Source organism: Litorivivens lipolytica, assembly GCF_014191715.1.
Taxonomy (GTDB): Bacteria; Pseudomonadota; Gammaproteobacteria; order Pseudomonadales; family Spongiibacteraceae; genus Litorivivens; species Litorivivens lipolytica.
On sequence record NZ_JACHWY010000001.1, the window covers coordinates 1,195,461 to 1,216,541 of the forward strand.

Below are 21,081 nucleotides of genomic sequence, written 5' to 3' on the forward strand. Positions count from 1 at the left end.
GTCAGACCGGCAAGACCGGCCGTCGATCCTTCCAGGGAGCAGCCTGCTCCAGTTGAGCCGCCAAGCGCAGCAGCACATCTTCGTCCGCATACCGCCCGGCAAACTGCACCCCAACAGGCAGGCCATTCGCACTCCAGTGCAATGGAACACTCATCGCCGGCTGACCGGTAAAGTTGTATAGGAGCGTAAACAGGCTGTACATCGAGGCCAGTTGTTCGACCTGCTTCATAGGCTGCTTCGGCCCCATCTGACCAATCTTTGCCGGCAGCACTGGCAGCGTTGGCGACAGAATCACGTCGTAGTTCTTCATGAATTCGGCCATCTGCCAGTGTACTTTCACCTGCAGACTGCGCGCGGCAAGAACCTCTTCGCCACTTACTTTTTTGTACTGGTGATAGCGTACCCAGTTTATCGGCTCGATATCCTGCTCAGTGACCTTGCGTCCAAGCACTTTCTCACGCGCCTGAATAGCTAGGTTACTGCTGAGCGACAAAAGCTTGCCTGCCGCCAGATAGGCTTCCATCCCGTTAATTGGTAGCTCAACCTCTTCAACATGATGGCCGAGCGATTCGCAGAGTCGCGCTGTTTTTTCCAGCGCCACGATGCATTCCGGGTCCACCGGTACGTCAATCACCGGGGTTTTCATCAGGCCGATGCGCAACTTTCCGGGAGCGCGGCCAACTTCCTCAAAATAGGGCCGCTCGGGGGCGCGAATCGAACCATAACCACCGGGTTCCGGCCCCCGACTAACATCCAACAGCAAGGCACTGTCGCGAACGCTGCGACTCATCACATGCTGGGTCGACATGCCGTTGCCGTCACCCCCGGCCGGGCCGAGTGGTGTGCGAAAACGGCTCGGCTTCAAACCAAACAGGCCGCAGACCGAGGCGGGAATACGCAGCGAACCACCGCCGTCGTTGCCGTGCGCCACAGGCAGAATACCGGCCGCCACGGCGGCTGCCGAGCCACCGGAAGAGCCACCGACAATGTAATCCGGATTCCACGGATTGCGGGTTTCGCCCCACAACAGGGTTTCCGTGGTCGTGTTTTTGCCAAACTCCGGCGTGGCGGTTTTACCAAATATCACCAGACCCGCTCGCCGATAACGCTCTACCAGATAGCTGTCACGCGCCGCCACGGCCTCCGCAAAGAAGCGACTGCCCTCGGTGGTCACCGTGCCTTCGAGATAGGTATTCAGATCTTTTAGCAGAAAGGGCACACCTGCCAGCGGGCCGCTGACGCCACCCGCAATTTCGCGGCGCGCAAACTCCGTGTGCTCCATCACTATCGCATTCAGCAAGGGGGTCCATTGCCGCGTGCGTTGCAGAGCCTCATTCAGCAAGTCAGTCGGTGTGACCTGACCGGTGCGAACCAGGTAAGCCATTTGCGTGGCATCCCAATCCTCATAGCTACCCGATGAATCGAGAGATGCGCAGCCAGACAATGACGATGCCGCAGCCAATAGAGAAGAGCGCTTTAAAAAGTTTCGGCGTGTTTGCGTCATGAGTGTTTGCCTGTTCAGAATGAATCCGGGCGCAGCATGGCGTCGTGACCGCCATCCACGAATAAAACAGAACCACACACAAAACTGGCGTCGTCGCTCAACAAATAGCTGACTGCCTTTGCCATATCCTCAGGTTCGCCCGCACGTTTCAGGGGAATGCTGTCGAGAAACTGTTGGATTGCATCGGCGTAGGCCGGGTCTTTGGCGACAGCTTCCGTCATCGGCGTACGGGTATAACCGGGCGCCACCGCATTTAAACGGATTCCTTCAGCGGCATAGGCCTGGGTATTGCGCCGCATCCAGCGCGCCAGTGCCTGCTTGGAACCGCTGTAAAGCGCGTGGCCGTCGGTGTCCTCGGCCACGGTGCGCGCAGCCGCTTCGTCGCCGGCCAATAAGGTATCGACGTAGTCGGCGCGGGTGTCCATTGGCGCTGAATTTGAAGAGATCAAAACGACCGAGCCACGACGGGCAGCGAGCAATTCGCGAAGCCCCTCGACCAGTTCAACCGCGCCAAAGTAATTCACTGACGGAATCAGCGGCTTTACCGGCACCGAACCGGACACACCGGCACAGGCGATAAAACCATCCAGTCCCTCGCCGGCTTGGGATTTAATTCCGTTCAGGGCTTCAGCGCGACCGGCTTCGCTTGAAAGATCGGCATTGATATCCGCATCTTTCAGGTCCACCACAATCAGGCGATGGCCGGCATTTTCGAGGTGTTTGCGGATAGCGGCGCCGATACCTGTGGCACCACCGGTCATAGCGTAGGTTCCCATATGGAATATCTCCCTTGTTTTGCAAAGCATAGTAGGAAGGGAATCCGCTTGCAGAAACCACAAAAACGCCAGAATTCATAAACATTTTCGGCGCAGATGGCGCCGAATCGGTCGATTAGGACAATAAGATCGGTGGTTTAAGGCGTATTGTGAAAAGGGCGTCCGACGTAAACTGGGCACAATGAAAAATGGCATCCATCAATAGTGGATGCCTGTTTTCCCCATCCAGCCTGTAAGCCCGCCCCCCGCGGGCTCTTTTTTTGCCGTAGGTGTTACCGGTACGGTGAACGCGAGGCCATAATCGGCCGAATCAGCGGGCCGAACAGTTTGATAACGTAGTACAGCACACCAACACTCTTGCGGCTGTGCGACAGGCTCTCTTCAAGGCTGTGACGCTGAAACTTCAGCAGACGCTGACTTTCTTCCGTATCGAGAAAATCTCCGTAGAATGCCGGTGTACCCTTTTTGAAAATATGATTGGGCAGCGGCGGAATGCCATAGGCACCAAGAATAGCGTCGTTGAATTCCTTGCCCGTGCACTGACAGCTTGGTCCGCCACCCAGCAACAGATGCTTGCCGATGGCTTCATCACAGCCGACCGCGTTCGCAAAAGCCAGCGCACAGTCCGCCGGGTGCACGTATTCAATACGGGTATCAACGGCAATATCAAAGATCATTTCAAAATCATGATTGCCGCCCACAAATTTTATTTCGATCGGCGGCGCAACGCTGATCCGCAGAATACTCCAGTCGAGCGACGAGGCGTGGATGGCTTTTTCACAGGCCAGCTTGGTTTCGCCGTAGTGATCATCGGGCCGATAAGGGCTATCGGCCGTCAGCGGCGGCTCACGATCCTGTAATTTGCCGTAGACGGCAACACTGGACGCAAAGATAAAGCGTTTGACGCCCTGCTTTTCCATCGCCGCAATCAGGTTTTTGGTCGCTTCAACGTTCACCTTGTTAGCGAGAGCGTGATTGGTTTCAGTCACCGGTGGAATAACGGCGGCAAGATGAATCACCACATCGACGCCAACAAGGGCCTCCTCCCACAAGGCCGGCTGAGTAATATCACCCCACACCGCTTTAATGCGCTGATCATAGCGCCGGGCGACGGCCTCCGTACCCGGCAGTTTGCGATCCACACAAACCACCTCGTGGCCGCGTTCCAACAGGTAGTCGATGGTGTAGGTACCAATGTTGCCAAAGGCCCCGGTCAGCAAGACGCGCTTTGTCATGCCGCTCCCCCAAAATAAAAGATATTTATAGTGTAGGCGCTTTTATAGACACCAACGCCAGACTAGGCAATTGGTGATCCTGCTCAAGCGAGTATCAAATTGCTCGCCTTGGTAAACCCTCTTGAATATCTTTCAGTGCCTGCTCGAGCCTGCCCATGGATTCTGCGGGTGCCAGCCCTAACCTCAGCCAGGCCCACTCGGGGTGTTGATGGTAGTAACGCGGCGCAATACCCCGCTCCAGCAGCGCCAGTGCAAGGTTCTCGGCCTGTTCGTGGGGCAGACAAAGACTGGTAAACAAGGGAGTCGATCGAGGAGATAGCCCTGTGGCCCGCAGCAGACTATCCTGCCGCTCACTCTGCACCTGAAGTTCCCGGATCATAGATTGCTGCCAGACGCGGTCTGCCAACATCTGGCAACCCGCCCATTGCGCCAGCGAGGAAACCGGCCACGGCCCGAAGGCCTCCCGCAATGGTCTTAGCAAGGCAGGCTCAGCGAGTACAAAACCCAGCCTGAGCCCCGGCAGTCCAAAAAACTTTCCCACGGAGCGAAGGATCACCAGACCGGGCAGATGCAGACAGGACGTCAGAGAGTGTCCGGGCGTAGGGTCGATAAAGGCTTCGTCGACCACAATCTGTCCATCGGAGGGCAACAGGGAATGCCAGTACTTAAGATCCTCCGCCGCAACAATGTCCGCCGTCGGATTATTGGGATGAATCAACACCAGCACCTCTGGCTGATGTTTGGTTAGCGCCTCGCTAACTGCGTCACGGCTTGCGCCATCGTAAAAGCAGATTTCATGCCCCACGGCCTCCCAACATTGGCGATGCTCGGCGTAACCCACCTCCGGCAACAAGACTTTGGACTTTGCCCGCAAACGCGGCAAGGCCTGAATCGCGGCCTGAGAACCAGCGCAGGCAAGCACTTGAGCGGGGAGAACACCGTAATAGTCCGCCGCTATGTTTCGTAGCTCGGCGCTCTCATAGGGAAGTTCGGTCAGCAATTTTTGCGGCAGTTCAGGCAAGCGATAGGCTTTGTGGCTGACCGCCGAACTGAGATCCAGCAGGTCGCCTTCGTCTATGCCCAGCAGTTCGCACAGGGCCGGTTTATTGCCACCATGAGTGGTCAGAAGTTTCAGGGCCCGCTGAGCGTCCAGCACTACGCCACTCCAAGAATAAACAGCGTGAACAAAAACACACAGAGTACGCGGTTTTGCAGTGCAAAACAGGCATCGATATCAGCCAGCGAGGGCTCTCGCCCCTCTCCCAGCACGGGGCGTTCGCTGTGCTGGCCGCTATAACAGGCGCTGCCACCCAGGCGTATACCCAAGGCGGCTGCGCCACTCGCCATGACCGAACCGGCATTTACACTTTTCCAACGCCAGCCCTGTATAAACCACATTCGCGCGGCTGCCACGCGCTGCCCCGCCTGGGCACAAATGACATACAGCGCGCTCAGGAGCTGCGCCGGAATAAAAGCCAGCGCGTCGTCGAGCCGGGCCGCGCCACGACCAAAGTGGTTAAAACGCTCGGTGCGATATCCCCACATCGCATCCAGCGTATTACTGCAGCGATGCAATACCACACCAAAGCTACCGCCCAGCGCGTACCAGACCAGCGAGGCGACTAGCGCGTCGTTGGTATTTTCCAGGCTGGTTTCCACCACCGCGGTAACTAGTTCCTGTTCGTTGGCCTGTTCAGTATCGCGGCTGACAATACGCCCCGTTACCAGACGCGCGGCAGCAAGATCACCGGTCAGCAAAGGGTCACGCACCGCCAGCGCATGTTCGCGCAAGCTGCGCCTGCCAATAGCGAAATACAGCACCACACCATCCAGCAGAAATAACAGCACGATCGAGAAAGCGAAGAGTCCATGCAAAAGCCACAGCAACAGCAGTGGGACAGTTAGCGCCAGTGACAAGGCCAACAGCCCTTTCAAAAGTCTCATCCGACCGCCGTTCAAACGCTTTTCGAGAGCTTTGGCCAAGTTGCCAAAAGCGATCAGCGGATGCCAACGACGCACTTCACCGAAACGGGCGTCCAGCAACACGGCAATAACAATCACCAGCAAGGCTTCCATCATCGAGCAATGCGCCTCAGCATGGCATCAGGCGGGCTCGCCCCGAAACCAGGCACAAACCGTGTCCGGATCAGAGCGGAAATACCAGTGCACAAAAGAGGCGACAAGCGCATCGCGACGCCAGATAAACTCGCCCTCGCGACCATCGTGAAAACGGGCCCGCTCGTCGGTCCGTGCATCGGGAATAGCCGCATAGTGAAAGGTGTGCCCCTTTAATTTTTCATTGGGCGCCTGTTGATAACCAATGGCGGCCAAGCGCTCACCCACCACCGCGTTACCCGGCAGCAACCCCAGCAGCGTATGCTGATTCCCCTCGTAGGTCAGCGACGATTGCAAGTACAGCATACCACCGCACTCCGCAACGCAGGGCTTACCCGAAAGAATATGCTCGCGGATATGGTCAGCCATGGTTTCATTATCACAGAGCCTCTCCAGATGGAGCTCAGGATACCCGCCGGGTAAATACAGTGCGTCACAGGAGGGTAGCTGACTGTTATTCAGAGGCGAGAAAAAGATAAGCTCCGCACCCTGCTCACGCAGAAAATCGATGTTGGCGTGATAGAGAAAATTAAAGGCAACATCATTGGCAACCGCAATTTTCAGGCCCTGAAGGGCTTTTTTAGCGGGAACGATTTCAGCCTGTGGCAGGCTTTCCAATTGCCCCCACTCAATATCATCGAGCATTGGAGCGACGACTTCCGCCACGAGTTCGGCACAGTCTTGCGCCTGCTCTTCACTACTGCTGATGCCCAGATGACGCTCTTCCACCTGCAAACGCGGGTCGCGCTTCAACCAGCCTAGGTATTTGACCGGCGCACGTACGCTGTCTTTCAGCATGGCGCCGTGATTGTCGCTGCCAACCCGGTTCGCCAGCACCGCACTGACATTCACCTGCGGGTCATACGTCGCCAGACCATGCACAACCGCGCCAAAGGTCTGCGCCATCGCCGCAGCCTCTACCGTCAGTGTCACCGGGATGCCATATTCCACGGCCAGCTTTGACACAGGAAAGCTGCCGTCGAACAGCCCCATCACCCCCTCGATCAGGATATACTCCGAGTGCTGTGCAGCCCGCTGCAGTTCAGCGGCAATTCCGTCGGCACCCAACATCCAGTAATCGATCTGACGCACGTCAAGGCCGGTGGCCTTCTGCAGAAATTTCGGGTCCAGATAATCCGGCCCCATTTTGAACAAGGTTACGCTGTCACCCCGATCCAACAGGGCTTTTGCAAATCCGGCGCTAAGGAGTGTTTTGCCGTGGTTACTACCCGGCGAGGCGAGAATCATGAGCTTGGCAGTCAACGTGCTATCCCTGTCAGTGTGTAGCCTGATAAAACGCAGGATAGCTTCGAAGAAAGGGCGCAACGGCCTTTCCACGCGCTGCCCTCCGCAACGTTTTCGCGGTTCGCTATAGGCCGGTCTCCGGGCTCGTGAGTATTGTTATTCGACCCATCACCGATTCCTTGATCAGCGATTCAGCGACTCTCACCTACCGTTGCGGGGGCAGCGTCGGCTTGGTATTGACTACCGACTTCCCGTTTACCACCTATACTGAATCAGGTGACCTCTAGCGAGGCAGAACTTTAAAGACCTAGAACAGGGCCGTCAACACAGCTTTACCGACTATAAGCCTTGATTTTCAAGTATTTAGCTAAATAAGCCGATATCCTCCGGGTCGATCACAATTGCGGCAACTACGTATAGGCCGAATGGGGTGAACCGATAGTATGTATAAATGCCTACTTCTCGACCTTTGCTTCACTAACACGGATCACGGTATGTAGCATGGACGATGACAGACTCAGGCGATGAACCCTTAAATCTAGCAACTGACTCCATAGAGTCGGTAGCGGTAGAAGAACGCTGGACGATTCTGGTTGTCGATGATGAACCGGATGTGCACAGCGTCAGCCGTGTTGTGCTCGACAACCAGCTCTTTCAGGGAAAGACCTTTGAGTTGCTGGACGCCTATTCTGCCCGCGAAGCCATGGACATTATGGCGAGCCGCTCCGACATTGCGGTGGTTCTGCTCGACGTTGTCATGGAAACTGACGATGCGGGCCTCCGGGTCGCCGATTATATCCGCCACGAACTGAAGAATTCGGATACCCGTCTGATAATCCGCACCGGTCACCCCGGAAACCACTCCGAAAGTGCCGTGGCGATGCACGGCAGCATCAACTACTACGAACCGAAGGCGGCGCTGACCAGCGACCGGCTGTTTGCCATTGTCTGCATGGCAGTCGATAGCTACCGGCTCATCCGCGAGTTAAAGCAAGCCTACAGCACACTGGAATTGGTCAACGCCGACAACCGCCTGTTTACCGATGCGATTGCCCACGACATCAAATCCCCTGCACGAGGTATCTCTACGCTGGTTGATTTACTGCACGACGAATGCTCCACGGTCAGCAATGATGCGGAAGAACTGATTGGTGCCATGAAAAAAGCCAGCAGCGAACTCAACAGCCTGATCAACAGTTTGCTGGAACTGGCTCGGGCGGGCGCGCAGACGCTTGATGTACGCGCCTGCAAAACGAGCAGTCTGATTCGCGATGCGGTGAGTACCTTTATGGCCAACCACCCAGAAGTGGTTGTGAGCGAGGAACAGCATACCGACCAACCGGTGTTCTGCGATCCAGCGCTGATACAACATGTCCTTTTAAATGTGCTGGAAAATGCCAGCAAGTATCAATCGGAGGATCGCCCCCTAGCGATAAATATCGCCTCCATTCACCAGCATCCAACGGTCACACTGACGATCTCGGATAATGGCAAGGGGATCAGCGAGGAAAATATTGAGAAAATTTTTCTGCCATTCAAACGCGATGAGCGAACCAACAACATAGAAGGCTATGGCATCGGCCTTGCGGTTTGCAAACGCATCATGCAATTGCACGGCGGCAGCATCTGGGCGCAACCAAACTCACCTTATGGCACCACACTATGCCTTCAGCTCCCAACGATCAGAACAGCCTGAGCGTACATCCTGTGCTCGACGAGCACATCCTTCAGGCGTTGCATTTGACAACTGGAGTAGCTGTCTATGCGATGGATATCCACGGCGACATTCTCAGCTGGAATCGCGGCGCCGAAGTCCTGTTTGGTCACGAACGCGAGCAAATGCTGAGTGAAAACTGGAACAAACTGATTCCAGAAAATTTACGCGGCACCGAAAACAAGGTACTGACCAAACTGGCGCGCGGTCGCAGTGTATCGCCCTACGAAAGCAAGCGTGTAACCCGCAATGGGGAACTGCTTGATGTATACCTTTCGGTTCACCCCATAAAAATGGACGGCAATGCGCGGGATAACGTAGGCTCGGTCGTGATCTCGACCAATATCACCGCCGAAAAACAGAATTTCAAAAAGCTGGAGGAAAGCACCAGCAAACTGGGAGCGGTAATCGATACCGCGCTGGATGGCATCATATCCATTGATGCAGAGGGAAATATCAATGCAGTCAACCCGATGGCGGAGAAGCAGTTTGGCTACCACGCCCACGAAATGATTGGCCGTAACGTCAATATTCTGATGCCCTCTCCCTATCGTGAGCACCACGACAGCTACCTTAAAAATTATCTTAATACGCGTCAGGCCAAAATTATCGGTATCGGTCGAGAGGTTGTCGGCTTGCGCAAAGACGGTTCGGAATTCCCGATGGAGCTGGCCGTCAACAGCCTCAAAATTGACGGCCAAGATGCCTTTGTAGGAGTCGTTCACGACATCACGGAGCGCAAGAAGCAGGAACAGGAAATTGCCGAACAACACGAACTGGTAAAACAGTCCAACCGAAAATTGACGCAAGCATTGAAGGTTCTTGAATCTACTCAAGCCGAGCTGATTGAATCAGAAAAACTCGCGGCCCTCGGCAGCATGGTTGCGGGCGTCGCCCACGAAATCAATACGCCACTGGGCATCTGCGTCACTGCCGCTTCGGGTCTGACTCGCTCCACCCTCGAAACCAAACAGGCTTATCAGGAAAGCAAACTCACCGGCAGCCAACTGACAGCCTTTTTTCAACGCACCACAGAATTCACGGACCTGCTTACCCGCAACGTCGATCGCGCAACCGAACTAATAGGCCGTTTTAAAGCACTGGCGATCAGTCAGGACAAGCAGGAGACCGTCACATTTGATGTCGATTCGTTTCTGGATGATCTTGTATTTTCGGTTGGGCTGGAACTCCAGAAGTATCACTGCACCTTGACGCTCGACCAAGTCTTCAGCGGTGAGCTAGAGATGAATCGGGTTTCTCTGTATCAAGTTCTGAGGATTTTGATCATGAATGCCGCGGTACATGGCTATGCGGGTAAAGGTGGCGATATTCAACTCAGCCTGAGCGCGCAGGACGATAACCTAAACGTGGCCGTATCCGATCAAGGCTGTGGCATTTCGACCGATCCAGTAAACAAGGTCTTTGATCCCTTTTTTACCACGCGGCGCGGCGAGGGATTTACCGGCCTCGGTTTACACCTTGCGTACAACCTTGTCCGGCAGGCACTGCACGGCTCTATCGCAGTCAGCAGTCAACCCGAACAGGGCAGCACGTTTACCTTGTCTATTCCTCTTCAGTATCGGGAGAGCACATGATCAACCTGTTGTGGCTGCAGGGTGGCGCCTGCTCCGGTAATACCATGTCGTTTCTCAATGCTCAGCAACCGAGCTTTGTGGAATTAGTGCGCGAATTTGATATCAACATTCTCTGGCATCCGTCCCTCAGCCCGGAGCTCGGGGATGCGGTGCAATCGATGCTCAACGATTGCTGTGACGAGAAAATTCCACTGGATGTGCTGGTGTTTGAAGGGACCGTAATCAATGGCCCTGACGGCAGCGGCCGCTGGAACCGATTTGCCGGCAAACCCATGAAAGACTGGGTGAACGATCTCGCCGATGTTGCAAAATACATTGTTGCAGTAGGTGATTGCGCAGCCTGGGGCGGCATCCCGGCCACCGCCCCCAACCCGACTGACAGTGAGGGCTTGCAATACCTGAAGAAAAAACGCGGCGGCGCACTGGGCCCGGACTTTGTGACCCGCTCTGGCCTTCCCGTTATCAATATTTCCGGCTGCCCTGCCCATCCGGACTGGATTACCCAGGTTCTCGTCGCGATCGCTACCGGCCGGGGTAACGATATCGGCCTGGACGAGCTGCAAAGGCCACAGACTTTTTTCTCGACCTTCACCCAAACCGGTTGCACCCGCAACATGCACTTTACCTACAAGATCGCCTCCACCGAATTCGCACAGCGCAAGGGTTGCCTCTACTACGATCTTGGCTGTCGCGGCCCGGTTACCCGCTCATCCTGTAACCGCATTTTGTGGAACCGACACTCGTCAAAAACCCGTGCCGGCATGCCCTGCATTGGCTGCACCGAACCCGAGTTTCCCTTTTATGAGCTGGCGCCGGGCACGGTCTTTAAAAGTCAGACCGAAATGGGCTTTCCCAAAGACTTACCGGAAGGCATAGACAAAATGGGCTATATGAGACTGACGGCCGCGGCAAAAATCGCTGCACCAGAGTGGGCAGAAGAAGACATTTTCCTGATCTAAGGAGCAGTATGAGCGATATCAAACGACTCGATATCTCACCCGTTGGCCGCGTAGAAGGCGATCTGGATGTGCGGGTGGATATTCAGGATGGTCAGGTGGTTAACGCCTGGACTACCGCCGAACTGTTCCGCGGACTCGAGGTCATTCTGCGGGACAAAGACCCACAAGCGGGATTGATTATCACTCCCCGCGCCTGTGGCATCTGCGGTGCCTCCCACCTCACCTGCGCTGCATGGGCACTGGACACTGCCTGGCAGACCGAAGTGCCGCGCAACGCGATCCTCGCCCGCAATCTCGGCCTATTGGCCGAGAGCATTCAAAGCTTTGTGCGTCACCACTACGGCCTTTTTCAAATTGACTTCACCCATGAAAACTATAAAAACAGCCCCTTCTACGACGAGGCTGTAAAACGCTGGTCGGCCTACACCGGCACCCACTATGAGTTGGGTATCACGATCTCCGGCCGGCCCGTCGAAATCTACGCCCTGTTCGGTGGCCAGTGGCCTCACTCCAGTTACATGGTGCCCGGCGGTGTGATGTGCGCGCCGGCACTAACCGACGTTACACGTGCATGGGCCATTCTGGAAAACTTTCGGCGCGATTGGCTGGAACCGGTTTGGCTCGGCTGTTCGCTGGAGCGCTACGAGCAAATTCGCAGCTATGACGATTTTCTCGCCTGGCTCGATGAATCCCCCGCACACGCCAACTCCGATCTGGGGCTTTACTGGCGAATGGGACAAGATATTGGTCTGCACACCTTCGGCAAGGGCAATGGTCGCTATCTGGCCTGGGGCTGCCTGCCCCACGAAGATCGCTATCAAAAGCCCACGGTCGAAACGCGCAGCGACAGTCTGCGCTTGCGCTCTGGAATCTATGACTTTCACACGAACGCGCGCCATGGCGTCAACGAAAAAAATGTCAGGGAAAATACCCGCTATGCCTGGTACGACGAAGGCGATGCGGATGTCTATCCACTCGATCGGGAAACTCGGCCGAGTCAGGACAACAGCGTGGATCACGAAGACCGCTATTCCTGGAGCAGTGCGGTGTTATATGAAGGCCTTGGCCGACTGGAAACCGGTGCGTTGGCGCGCAGTATGGCCTACGCCGAGGCAGGCGAAGACTGGCAAATTCACGACCCCTTGGTACTCAATATGATGCGCTCACTCGGCGGCCCCAGCCTTTTGTTGCGGCATTTCGCGCGCATGCATGAAACGGTCAAACTATACCGGGAAGCGGAGCACTGCCTGCGTGAATTCCGCCTGCAAGACGAGTGGTATCTCAAACCGCGCGAGAAAGATGGCGAAGGTTTTGGCGCCACTGAAGCGGCGCGAGGTGCCCTATCGCACTGGATTCGTGTGCGCGATGGCAAGATCGACAACTACCAGATCGTTTCACCAACCACCTGGAATATTGGGCCCCGGGACAGCGAAGGCAATCGCGGTCCGCTGGAACAGGCCTTAATCGGCACCCCCATCGCTAACCCTCGCGATCCGGTTGAAGTCGGCCATGTGGCACGCTCCTTTGATTCCTGCATGGTCTGCACCGTCCACGCCCACGACGCAAAAAGCGGCAAGGAATTGTCCCGCTTCCGGGTGGCCTGATGGATACGCTTATGAAAACTGCCATTATCGGCTGCGGCAATGCCAATCGGAGTGATGATGGCGTCGGCAGTTATGTCGTTAACGCTCTACACCATGCGCTAAAAGATGAGGCGAACGTTGAATGCCACGATACCGGCACCAACGGCATGGAAGTCATGTTCAAGGCGCGCGGTTGCGACCGGCTGATTGTGATCGATGCCTGCACCCCCACGGGGCGACCCGGCGCTTTGTATCGAGTGCCAGGTGAAGAGCTGGCGTGCCTGCCTGATCCCGGCCTGAATCTGCACGGTTTTCGCTGGCAAAACGCTTTGTATGCAGGACAGAAAATATATCGTGAGCACTTCCCGCGTTTTGTCGACGTGTACCTGATTGAAGCCCTGCAATTACAGCTCGGGCTGAGTTTGAGCGATCCCGTCAGACAAACGGCGGACCATTTGATTCAGCAGTTGCTTACTGAACTTGCAGCAAAGGAAGGTATCCATGCCTGATCTGTCCTCAACACCCTCAGTCAGTCCCGAAACGCTCGCGGCCAGCATAGACCAGCTGCTGACAGACATCGCCGCGCTGCCTGAAAGCGAGCGTAAAACGGCAGAGGCTCTGGTAAACGATATTGAAAACTTTCACCACAAAGGGCTGAGCAGTCTGCTGCAAAGCCTTGCTGAAGACCCTCACTGCGCAAGCAGACTGCGCGAAGCGATGGCCAAACCCGAGGTGTACGCCATGCTGCGCCGGCATAATCTGGTCAAGCCCTCAGCGCAGGAGAGCGTGCTCGACGCGCTGGAAACACTGCGCCCCGAACTGGCCGCGCGGGGCAGCGATATCGCCCTGCAACATATTGTCCTGCCAGATAGCGTAGAACTCACCTGGCAGGGTGAGCCTGCCTCAGCGGCACAACTTAGCCAGATAGAAAGCACACTGAAGAGCGCCTGTCGCTGGCTTAAAACTGTGCGCTTCAGCAATAGCCCCCTATCTCAGGAACATCAGGTGCAGATTGTACAGATTGTCGATCCGCGGCAGCAGGAGGCCCATTGACTGTCCACTGCGAGCGGATATCCCTGCGCGGTCTGGTGCAGGGGGTCGGCATGCGCCCCTTTCTCGCCAATCTTTCCGCCGAACTGCAGCTGGGCGGTGAAGTATTTAACAGCGGTGGCGATGTGACGATTGAATGGTGCGGCTCCGCACAAACCATTTCGCAGGCGCTTCACCGCCTAACAACTCAGGGGCCTGCCAGTGCCCGCATTGAACAGATTCAGCGGCAAACCATTGCTGCAACCGCACGTCGTGATTTCAAGATTAGTGAAAGCCATACCGCCCCCGGGCCACAACATGTTTCCCCGGACCGGGCACTATGTGATCAGTGTCGCAAAGAGCTCTTCGACAAAAGCAACGTGCGTTTTCACTACCCCTTCACTCACTGCGCCGAGTGTGGGCCACGCTACAGCGTCATTGAGCACACAGCGTGGGATCGGGCCAATACCAGCCTGAGAGACTTCCCATTTTGTCCGAGCTGCGAAACGGAATATCACGACCACACCAATCGGCGTTTTCATGCAGAGGCCAGTGCCTGCCCAGACTGCGGTCCGCACCTGACCTTATCTCCACCTCACCAGCCGGTATTGTCGGGTCGCGACGCGCTACTGGGTGCAGCGCAAAAACTCCTGCAGGGGGAAGTCATCGTCAAAAAGGGAAACGGCTGTTTCCAGTTAGTGTGCAATGCCAACTCTGACGACGCAGTTGCCACACTGCGCGCCCTGAAGCATCGCCCGCACAAACCGCTGGCTGTGGCCGTAGCTTCGATTGATATTGCCGAGGCACTGGCTGATCTATCAACCACCGAGTGCGAAACTCTGAAGTCTAGTTCGGCGCCGATTGTTTTGTTGAAAGCACGTGATCAGGTGCTGGCGAATCGACTGGCGCCGGGCACCGGCCGTCTGGGCATCATGCTGGCCAATACACCGCTTCAACACCTGCTGCACGCCCTGTCGGTACCGGCCCTCGTTGTGACCAGCGCCAACGCACCCGGCCAGCCTTCACCCACCGATTGCCGAGAACTCCCGGAAAACCTTAGCCGCAATCTGCCGATACTGGATCACAACCGTCGCATCGTTCGGCGTATCGATGATTCCGTGGTGCAATGTATGGGAGCGACTACACACAGTTTGCGCCGTGCCAGAGGCTATGCACCCGCCGCCCTTCCCCTGCCGGCAGGGCTGGAAAAGGCGCCATCGATTTTGGCCCTCGGTGCCCACCAAAAAGCAGCGTTTTGTTTGACCGCGCAAGGGGAAGCATTTCTCTCACCGTGGTTAGGGGATCTGGATAGCCTCGAAGCACAAGAGGCCTTCCAGCGCGAAGTATCCCGCTTCCAAACACTCACAGGGATCGCACCACAGCAAATTTGTCACGACGCCCACCCCGATTATGCAAGCACACAAATCGCAAATGCCCTTGCCGATGGCCGTCCGACAGAACCCATCTGGCATCACCACGCTCACGCTGCCAGTTGTCTTGCCGGCCACGGCCGCCCCTTGTCGGCAAAGCCAGTGCTGGCAATCTGCTTTGATGGCAACGGTCTTGGCCCTGATGGCACCTTGTGGGGCGGTGAGTTTCTGCAGGCCGACTACCGCCATTTCAAACGTCTGGCCCACCTGCCGGCAATGGCCCTGCCCGGTGGCGAAAATGCGATGCGTGAACCCTGGCGCTGCTTGCTCTCCGCCCTCCATAAGTCTGGCTGGGAAGCGGAACAGATGCGCGGCTTTGCGGTGCTTCGCGAAAAACCCTGCGAGACGGTCAGCCGCATGATCGATCGCAGCATCAACAGCCCCATCAGTAGCGCCGCCGGACGTTTGTTTGATGCGGTTGCCGCCACCTTGGGCTGCGAACAGGCCGCCTATGACGCAGCACCAGCCATTGAGCTACAAGCCCTTGCGGAACAGTGCGCAGACACCATAACAGAGCGTTATGGCTGGCAAACAAACCAGAGCATCTTGTATTTCCCTACACTCTGGCAAGACATACTGCTTGAGCTAAACGAGGGCCAATCTCGCGAACACATCGCTCTCAAGTTTCATCACAGCCTCGCGGCCCTGATTACCGACAATGCCGTGCGCTTGCTCGCACAAAACCCGACACTGGATCGCTGCGTCGTACTCAGCGGCGGCGTATTCCAAAATGCTTTACTGAGCGGTCTGTGCGAAACGGTATTGAATGTCCACAACATCACGGTACTGACTCACCAAGACATCCCTGCCAACGATGGCGGGCTGGCACTGGGTCAGGCCTGCATTGCGGCGGCCACCGCACTGGGAGGGCCACACTGATGTGCCTAGGCATTCCCGCACAGGTTAAGACTATCAGCAACGAGGCTGCAAAACTCGGCATCGTGGAGATCGCCGGCGTGCGCCGTGAAATCAATCTGGCCTGTGTCTGCAAAGACGCGCAGTCTCCCACCGAGCTGGTGGGTTGCTGGGTGCTGGTTCACGTCGGTTTTGCCATGGCCTTGATTGATGAAGCAGAGGCGGAACTAACCCTCACCCTGCTTAATGAGCTGGGTGAATTGCAAGCAGAGACGCAAGGAGCGCGGCTATGACGAAGGATGCATTGAAACAGCTCTACCCGTTTCTCTCGGAAGACTCAGGCGCGACAGACAAGTCGCCTGACAATGAAAGTTTACTTCAAGCCCTGACGGAAAAAGCCGAGCACAGCGCACAAACCAAGCTGGCCTTTATCGAACAAAACGGACAGACACTAATCGACGCAGCTCAAGCAATGGCCAAAACCTTTGCCGCCGGCGGCAAACTGCTTTGCATGGGCAATGGTGGTTCCAGCTGCGATGCCTCCCATCTGGCGGTGGAATTTAATCATCCGGTCTCTGTCGGGCGCCCACCTTTGCCTGCCGTGAACCTCGCCGCCGACACCGCTATGCTCACCGCTACCAGCAACGACGTAGGCTATGCACTCGCTTTTCAGCGTCAGGTTATGGCGCTGGGACGGGCGGGCGATACCTTGGTGGGATTATCGACCAGCGGTGAATCAGAAAATCTCTGCCAGGCGTTTACCGCCGCCAAAAATATGGGGCTGACAACCGTGGCCTTTATCGGGGGTGACGGCAGCAAGCTGCGAGCGCTGGGCGTCGACCATATTCTCTGCGTGCCCGGCAACAATATTCACCGTATTCAGGAAAGCCATGTACTGGCCTACCACTGCCTGTGGGATGTGGTACATAGCCTATTGGCAAAGCGCTTATGAGCACAATCTCAAATACTGAAGAAGGGCTTCGCTACCTCGATGAATTTCGCGATCCGGCGCTGGCCAGGCAGCTACTTGAAACGCTTCACGATCAGTGCGATCGGCTTAGCCAACAGCGCCAGAAACCCCTGCAAATTATGGAAGTCTGTGGCGGCCATACGCACAGTATTTTCCGCTATGGTCTGCACGACTTGCTGCCCGACAGCATCGAACTGGTGCACGGACCCGGCTGCCCGGTCTGCGTTTTACCCAAGGGAGTGATCGACGATTGCCTGCGTATTGCCACTGCGCCCGATACCATTCTGGCCAGCTTTGGCGACGCTCTGCGCGTACCCGGCGCCAAAAAAAGTTTGCTGCAGGCCCGCGCTGAAGGCGCCGATGTGCGCGTGGTTTACTCGCCGCTCGATGCCTTGAACCTTGCCCGTCAGCACCCGGATAAAACCGTCGTATTTTTTGCGCTGGGTTTTGAAACCACCCTGCCCGCGACCGCGCTGGCCTTGCAACAGGCACGCGCATCTTCGGTTGATAACTTTCTGGTCTACAGCAACCACATCACCATTCTCGCTACCATTCGCGCCATCCTACAGTCGCCAGACATGCGACTGGATGGCTTTCTCGGCCCCGGTCATGCCTGCATGATTATCGGTACTGAGGTGTTTCGCTTTGTACCGGAACGCTTCGGCATTCCCTTTGTGGTCGCCGGCTTTGAACCGCTGGATATCCTCCAGTCGATCACGATGATTGTGAATCAGCACCTCAACCGCGCACCTGCGCTGGAGAACCAATACACCCGAGTGGTACGCGATCACGGCAATGCAGTCGCACTGCAGGCGATTACCGAGGTATTTGAAGTCCGCGAGTCTTTTGAATGGCGCGGGCTGGGTGCGATAGATCAATCCGGCCTGCGGCTGCGAGCGGCCTATCGGGCCTTTGACGCCGAGCACTGCTTTGACCTTGGCCAGCAGAAAATTCCTGACCCGTCTCACTGTCAATGTGGCGAAGTACTCAAGGGCGTATTGAAACCTTCTCAATGCAAACTCTATAGCAACCAGTGTACCCCCGAGCAACCTCAGGGCGCTTTGATGGTATCGTCAGAAGGCGCCTGCGCCGCCTATTACAATTACGGAGTGCCTCGTGATCAGTGTGCCTGAGCATATCACCCTGTCGCAGGGTGCCGGTGGCCGCGACATGCAACGCCTGCTGGATGATGTTATTTATCAGTACCTCGACCCCTTAAGCCTGCAACGGGACGACGCGGCGACCTTTGCCCTGAACAGCCTCGCCCAAAGTGGGGACCGACTGGCCTTTACCACCGATACCTATACCGTTTCGCCACTGCGCTTTCGCGGTGGCGACATTGGTGCTCTGGCAGTGAACGGCACCGTGAACGATCTGGCCTGCTCCGGTGCCATTCCCCGCTTCTTGTCTCTCAGCCTGATTATCGAAGAAGGTTTTGCGCTTGAAGAGCTGCGCTTTTATCTACAGTCACTGCAACAAGCAGCACACTCAGCTGAGGTCACCATCGTCACCGGGGATACCAAAGTCATGCCACGTGGTGCCATTGATGGACTGGTCATCAATACCAGCGGCCTCGGAGTAATTCCGTCAGACCGTCAGCCCGGCATTGATCGCCTGAAAACCGGTGACACGGTTATCGTCAGCGGTTTTATCGGCGATCACGGTACCGCCATTCTCGGCGCGCGCAGCGATCTGCAACTAGACATCGATGTGACCAGCGACTGCAAGGCGATAACACCGCTCACCGAATTATTGTTTGCCCACGGAGGTGTGCGCTTCGTACGGGACGCTACGCGCGGCGGGCTCGCCGCCGTATTAAATGAAATAGCCTCAAGCAGTCAACAGGGCGTGCGGGTAAGAGAAACCGCTATCCCGGTACGCCCTGCGGTGCGCAGCACCTGCGAGTTGTTGGGTTTTGATCCCTTAAGCCTGGCCAACGAAGGCACCTTTGTCGCGGTATTGGCAGCCGATACCGCAGGTTCCGCACTGGAAGAACTACGGCGTCACCCACACGGTTTGCACGCCACCGCGATAGGCGAAATAACCGACCGTCGCCCCGGCAAGGTCGAACTGGAAAGCGCCTTTGGTGCAACGCGACTATTGGATATGCCGCGCGGTGAGCTGCTGCCGAGAATCTGTTAGGAGGCAACCATGACGGACAACAGACTCAAACAGGTTCAGCTAGATCACAATTGGCTGAGCAATCTGTTGTCTACGGCCGTGGCTGACCACAGCGATCTAACGGCGGTTGGACTCACACTGTCACTGCAATCCGATACCTGCCTCGTTGAGGGAGAAAGCGCGCACTCTGAAGTCGAATCGCTGGCAAAAAACCTGCAGAAAAAAACGGATATCGCCGAGGCGCGATGGGCAATTCAATTCCTGCCCGACGAAGACCTTCTTGTTTTTTCCTCAGAGAAAGCCCTACTGGAGAATGCCACATCGCGACTATCTGGCAACTCAGGCGACCTGTTTATCTGCGCTTTGCATATACCCTATATGCCCGCCAGTGTCCTGACCGGAGCCGGCCCATGTACAGCAAACGCTTTAAGCAAAGTTACCAAAGTACTACGCGACCTGGGCGAAGATATCCTGCGCGAGGTAATCGGACAGATCCTTAAGCAAGGCATTCAAACTGACACCAGTCTCCCGAACACAGATCGTGAATGGCAAATCATTGTAGATGCCCTGAAAGCAGCGCCGAGCAATGATCTGCTCCCCTTGCTGGAACTGAGTGGCTTCGCCGACCAGTCGCTTGGAGAGAGCGGCGAAATGGAAGACGGCCAGATGGTCCTGCGCTGCCAGGAATGTATTTATTACCTGCCACGCCGCAAATGGTGCGATTTACCGGAGTTACCCTTGCCAGTGGAAGCTCACTGGTACTGCCGCCTGTGGAAACTGTAGCTGTTATGCACGAACTGAGCATCAGTCGCAATATCGTGGCCATTGCTGAACAGCAGTGCGAAGGCCGTCGCGTGCTGCGAATACAAGTTAAGGTCGGTGAGCTGTCCTGTGTGATGCCCGACGCCTTGCGTTTCTGTTTCGACAGCTGCACCCAAGGCACCGCTGCGGAAGGGGCGACACTGGATATACAGTGCGTCCCCGGCGAGTTCCTGTGCAGTGCCTGCAATCAGCGACTGCGCAGCAGCACACCACGCGCAAGTTGCGACTGCGGCGCACGCCAGCTGATCTGTGTCAGTGGTGATGAATTGACCGTCAGCGAGCTCGAACTCGCCTGATTAGAGAATATTGAGAGGAGTCAAACATGTGTATAACCTGTGGCTGCGATGGTGGCGGTAAATTTTCTCTGACGCCCCCACAACAACTTCACAAGCCCGTGGAGTTCACCTCTACTCTGCACAGCGAGCAAAGCCCGGAAACTCGTCAGCTGGAAGTGCAGATACTGCAAAAAAATTTGGATCTGGCACAGGCCAACCGCCGCTATTTTCAGCAAAACACCATCCTCGCCCTGAACCTGCTCAGTTCACCCGGGGCGGGTAAAACCACCTTGCTGGAGAAAACGCTGCGCCAACTCTCCGGTCAAAGTTATGTGATCGAAGGCGATCAGGCGACAACAAACGATGCCGATAGAATCCGCGCCACTGGTGCCAGCTCCCTGCAAGTGAACACCGGCACCGGCTGCCACCTTGAAGCCGATATGGTCGAGCAGGCGCTGGCGCAATTACAGCCCGTGAAAGGCGCCACCGTATTTATCGAGAACGTCGGCAATCTGGTGTGCCCGGCGCTATTTGATCTGGGCGAACATGCCAGAGTGGTCATCGCCTCAGTGACCGAGGGCGAGGACAAACCCCTGAAATACCCGCATATGTTTCACTCGGCGGATCTGGTAATCATCAATAAAGCCGATCTACTGCCGCATTTGCAGTTTGATGTGGAATTGCTGAAACGGAATGTCGCGGAAATCAACGCCCGTTGCCCCATTCTCGTGCTGTCAGCAACGACCGGCGAAGGGATGGCAGACTGGCTGAACTGGATCGCAGATAGAAAAAAACCGGCGCACACTGTGTATACGCCGGTTTCTATTCAACAGCCTGCACAGGCTTGAAGATT

Annotated in this window: 20 protein-coding genes and 1 riboswitch; of the genes, 14 read left to right on the plus strand and 6 right to left on the minus strand. The window is 56.2% G+C overall.

Annotated features, from left to right (window positions below):
* Nucleotide 1: 1 nt before the first annotated feature.
* The 6 genes from FHR99_RS05490 to FHR99_RS05515 form a co-directional block, all read right to left on the minus strand.
* On the minus strand, nucleotides 2–1,384 hold the full coding sequence (locus FHR99_RS05490; protein WP_183409513.1) for an amidase: 1,383 nt from the start codon (nucleotides 1,382–1,384) through the stop codon (nucleotides 2–4).
* A gap of 134 nt (nucleotides 1,385–1,518) precedes the next feature.
* The gene (locus FHR99_RS05495; protein WP_183409514.1) at nucleotides 1,519–2,280 is read right to left on the minus strand and encodes an SDR family oxidoreductase; all 762 of its coding nucleotides are present in this window, start codon (nucleotides 2,278–2,280) and stop codon (nucleotides 1,519–1,521) included.
* 272 nt (nucleotides 2,281–2,552) lie between these two features.
* Nucleotides 2,553–3,515, minus strand: a complete 963-nt coding sequence (locus FHR99_RS05500; RefSeq protein ID WP_183409515.1) for an NAD-dependent epimerase/dehydratase family protein — start codon at nucleotides 3,513–3,515, stop codon at nucleotides 2,553–2,555.
* A gap of 94 nt (nucleotides 3,516–3,609) precedes the next feature.
* Entirely contained in the window at nucleotides 3,610–4,671 is a 1,062-nt protein-coding gene (locus tag FHR99_RS05505) for an aminotransferase class I/II-fold pyridoxal phosphate-dependent enzyme (RefSeq protein ID WP_183409516.1), read from the minus strand.
* Nucleotides 4,671–5,594, minus strand: a complete 924-nt coding sequence (locus tag FHR99_RS05510; RefSeq protein WP_183409517.1) for a CobD/CbiB family cobalamin biosynthesis protein — start codon at nucleotides 5,592–5,594, stop codon at nucleotides 4,671–4,673. The genes FHR99_RS05505 and FHR99_RS05510 overlap by 1 nt, the downstream gene beginning before the upstream one ends.
* A 24-nt stretch (nucleotides 5,595–5,618) precedes the next feature.
* The gene (locus FHR99_RS05515) at nucleotides 5,619–6,893 is read right to left on the minus strand and encodes a cobyrinic acid a,c-diamide synthase CobB (RefSeq protein WP_183409518.1); all 1,275 of its coding nucleotides are present in this window, start codon (nucleotides 6,891–6,893) and stop codon (nucleotides 5,619–5,621) included.
* Nucleotides 6,894–6,987: 94 nt separating this feature from the next.
* Nucleotides 6,988–7,175, minus strand: a riboswitch (cobalamin riboswitch).
* Nucleotides 7,176–7,383: 208 nt separating this feature from the next.
* On the opposite strand from FHR99_RS05515, the gene FHR99_RS05520 reads away from it, so the two are divergent.
* Genes FHR99_RS05520 through hypB form a run of 14 tightly spaced genes read left to right on the plus strand, consistent with a single transcriptional unit; the run spans nucleotide 7,384 to nucleotide 21,076 of the window.
* Complete coding sequence (locus FHR99_RS05520) at nucleotides 7,384–8,571, plus strand: hybrid sensor histidine kinase/response regulator (RefSeq protein WP_183409519.1); 1,188 nt, start codon at nucleotides 7,384–7,386, stop codon at nucleotides 8,569–8,571.
* Entirely contained in the window at nucleotides 8,538–10,184 is a 1,647-nt protein-coding gene (locus FHR99_RS05525) for a PAS domain S-box protein (protein ID WP_183409520.1), read from the plus strand. The genes FHR99_RS05520 and FHR99_RS05525 overlap by 34 nt, the downstream gene beginning before the upstream one ends.
* A complete protein-coding gene (locus FHR99_RS05530; protein ID WP_183409521.1) occupies nucleotides 10,181–11,143 on the plus strand; it encodes an NADH-quinone oxidoreductase subunit B family protein in 963 nt (320 codons plus the stop codon). Before FHR99_RS05525 ends, FHR99_RS05530 begins: the two co-directional genes overlap by 4 nt.
* 8 nt (nucleotides 11,144–11,151) lie before the next feature.
* Complete coding sequence (locus FHR99_RS05535; RefSeq protein ID WP_183409522.1) at nucleotides 11,152–12,747, plus strand: nickel-dependent hydrogenase large subunit; 1,596 nt, start codon at nucleotides 11,152–11,154, stop codon at nucleotides 12,745–12,747.
* Entirely contained in the window at nucleotides 12,747–13,235 is a 489-nt protein-coding gene (locus tag FHR99_RS05540) for a hydrogenase maturation protease (RefSeq protein ID WP_246386462.1), read from the plus strand. The genes FHR99_RS05535 and FHR99_RS05540 overlap by 1 nt, the downstream gene beginning before the upstream one ends.
* Nucleotides 13,228–13,779, plus strand: coding sequence for a hypothetical protein (locus tag FHR99_RS05545; protein WP_183409523.1), 552 nt, complete (start codon nucleotides 13,228–13,230; stop codon nucleotides 13,777–13,779). Before FHR99_RS05540 ends, FHR99_RS05545 begins: the two co-directional genes overlap by 8 nt.
* The gene (hypF, locus tag FHR99_RS05550) at nucleotides 13,776–16,064 is read left to right on the plus strand and encodes a carbamoyltransferase HypF (protein WP_183409524.1); all 2,289 of its coding nucleotides are present in this window, start codon (nucleotides 13,776–13,778) and stop codon (nucleotides 16,062–16,064) included. The genes FHR99_RS05545 and hypF overlap by 4 nt, the downstream gene beginning before the upstream one ends.
* The gene (hypC, locus tag FHR99_RS05555) at nucleotides 16,064–16,333 is read left to right on the plus strand and encodes a HypC/HybG/HupF family hydrogenase formation chaperone (protein ID WP_183409525.1); all 270 of its coding nucleotides are present in this window, start codon (nucleotides 16,064–16,066) and stop codon (nucleotides 16,331–16,333) included. Before hypF ends, hypC begins: the two co-directional genes overlap by 1 nt.
* A complete protein-coding gene (locus FHR99_RS05560; protein WP_183409526.1) occupies nucleotides 16,330–16,992 on the plus strand; it encodes a D-sedoheptulose-7-phosphate isomerase in 663 nt (220 codons plus the stop codon). The genes hypC and FHR99_RS05560 overlap by 4 nt, the downstream gene beginning before the upstream one ends.
* Complete coding sequence (gene hypD, locus FHR99_RS05565; RefSeq protein ID WP_183409527.1) at nucleotides 16,989–18,143, plus strand: hydrogenase formation protein HypD; 1,155 nt, start codon at nucleotides 16,989–16,991, stop codon at nucleotides 18,141–18,143. Before FHR99_RS05560 ends, hypD begins: the two co-directional genes overlap by 4 nt.
* Nucleotides 18,127–19,152, plus strand: a complete 1,026-nt coding sequence (gene hypE, locus FHR99_RS05570; RefSeq protein ID WP_343067410.1) for a hydrogenase expression/formation protein HypE — start codon at nucleotides 18,127–18,129, stop codon at nucleotides 19,150–19,152. The genes hypD and hypE overlap by 17 nt, the downstream gene beginning before the upstream one ends.
* Before the next feature lie 9 nt (nucleotides 19,153–19,161).
* On the plus strand, nucleotides 19,162–19,914 hold the full coding sequence (locus tag FHR99_RS05575) for a hypothetical protein (RefSeq protein ID WP_183409528.1): 753 nt from the start codon (nucleotides 19,162–19,164) through the stop codon (nucleotides 19,912–19,914).
* A gap of 5 nt (nucleotides 19,915–19,919) precedes the next feature.
* Nucleotides 19,920–20,249 carry a hydrogenase maturation nickel metallochaperone HypA/HybF gene (locus FHR99_RS05580; RefSeq protein WP_183409529.1) on the plus strand — a complete coding sequence of 110 codons (330 nt, stop codon included), beginning with the start codon at nucleotides 19,920–19,922 and terminating at the stop codon, nucleotides 20,247–20,249.
* Between the two features lie 26 nt (nucleotides 20,250–20,275).
* On the plus strand, nucleotides 20,276–21,076 hold the full coding sequence (gene hypB, locus FHR99_RS05585) for a hydrogenase nickel incorporation protein HypB (RefSeq protein ID WP_183409530.1): 801 nt from the start codon (nucleotides 20,276–20,278) through the stop codon (nucleotides 21,074–21,076).
* Nucleotides 21,077–21,081 lie beyond the last annotated feature (5 nt).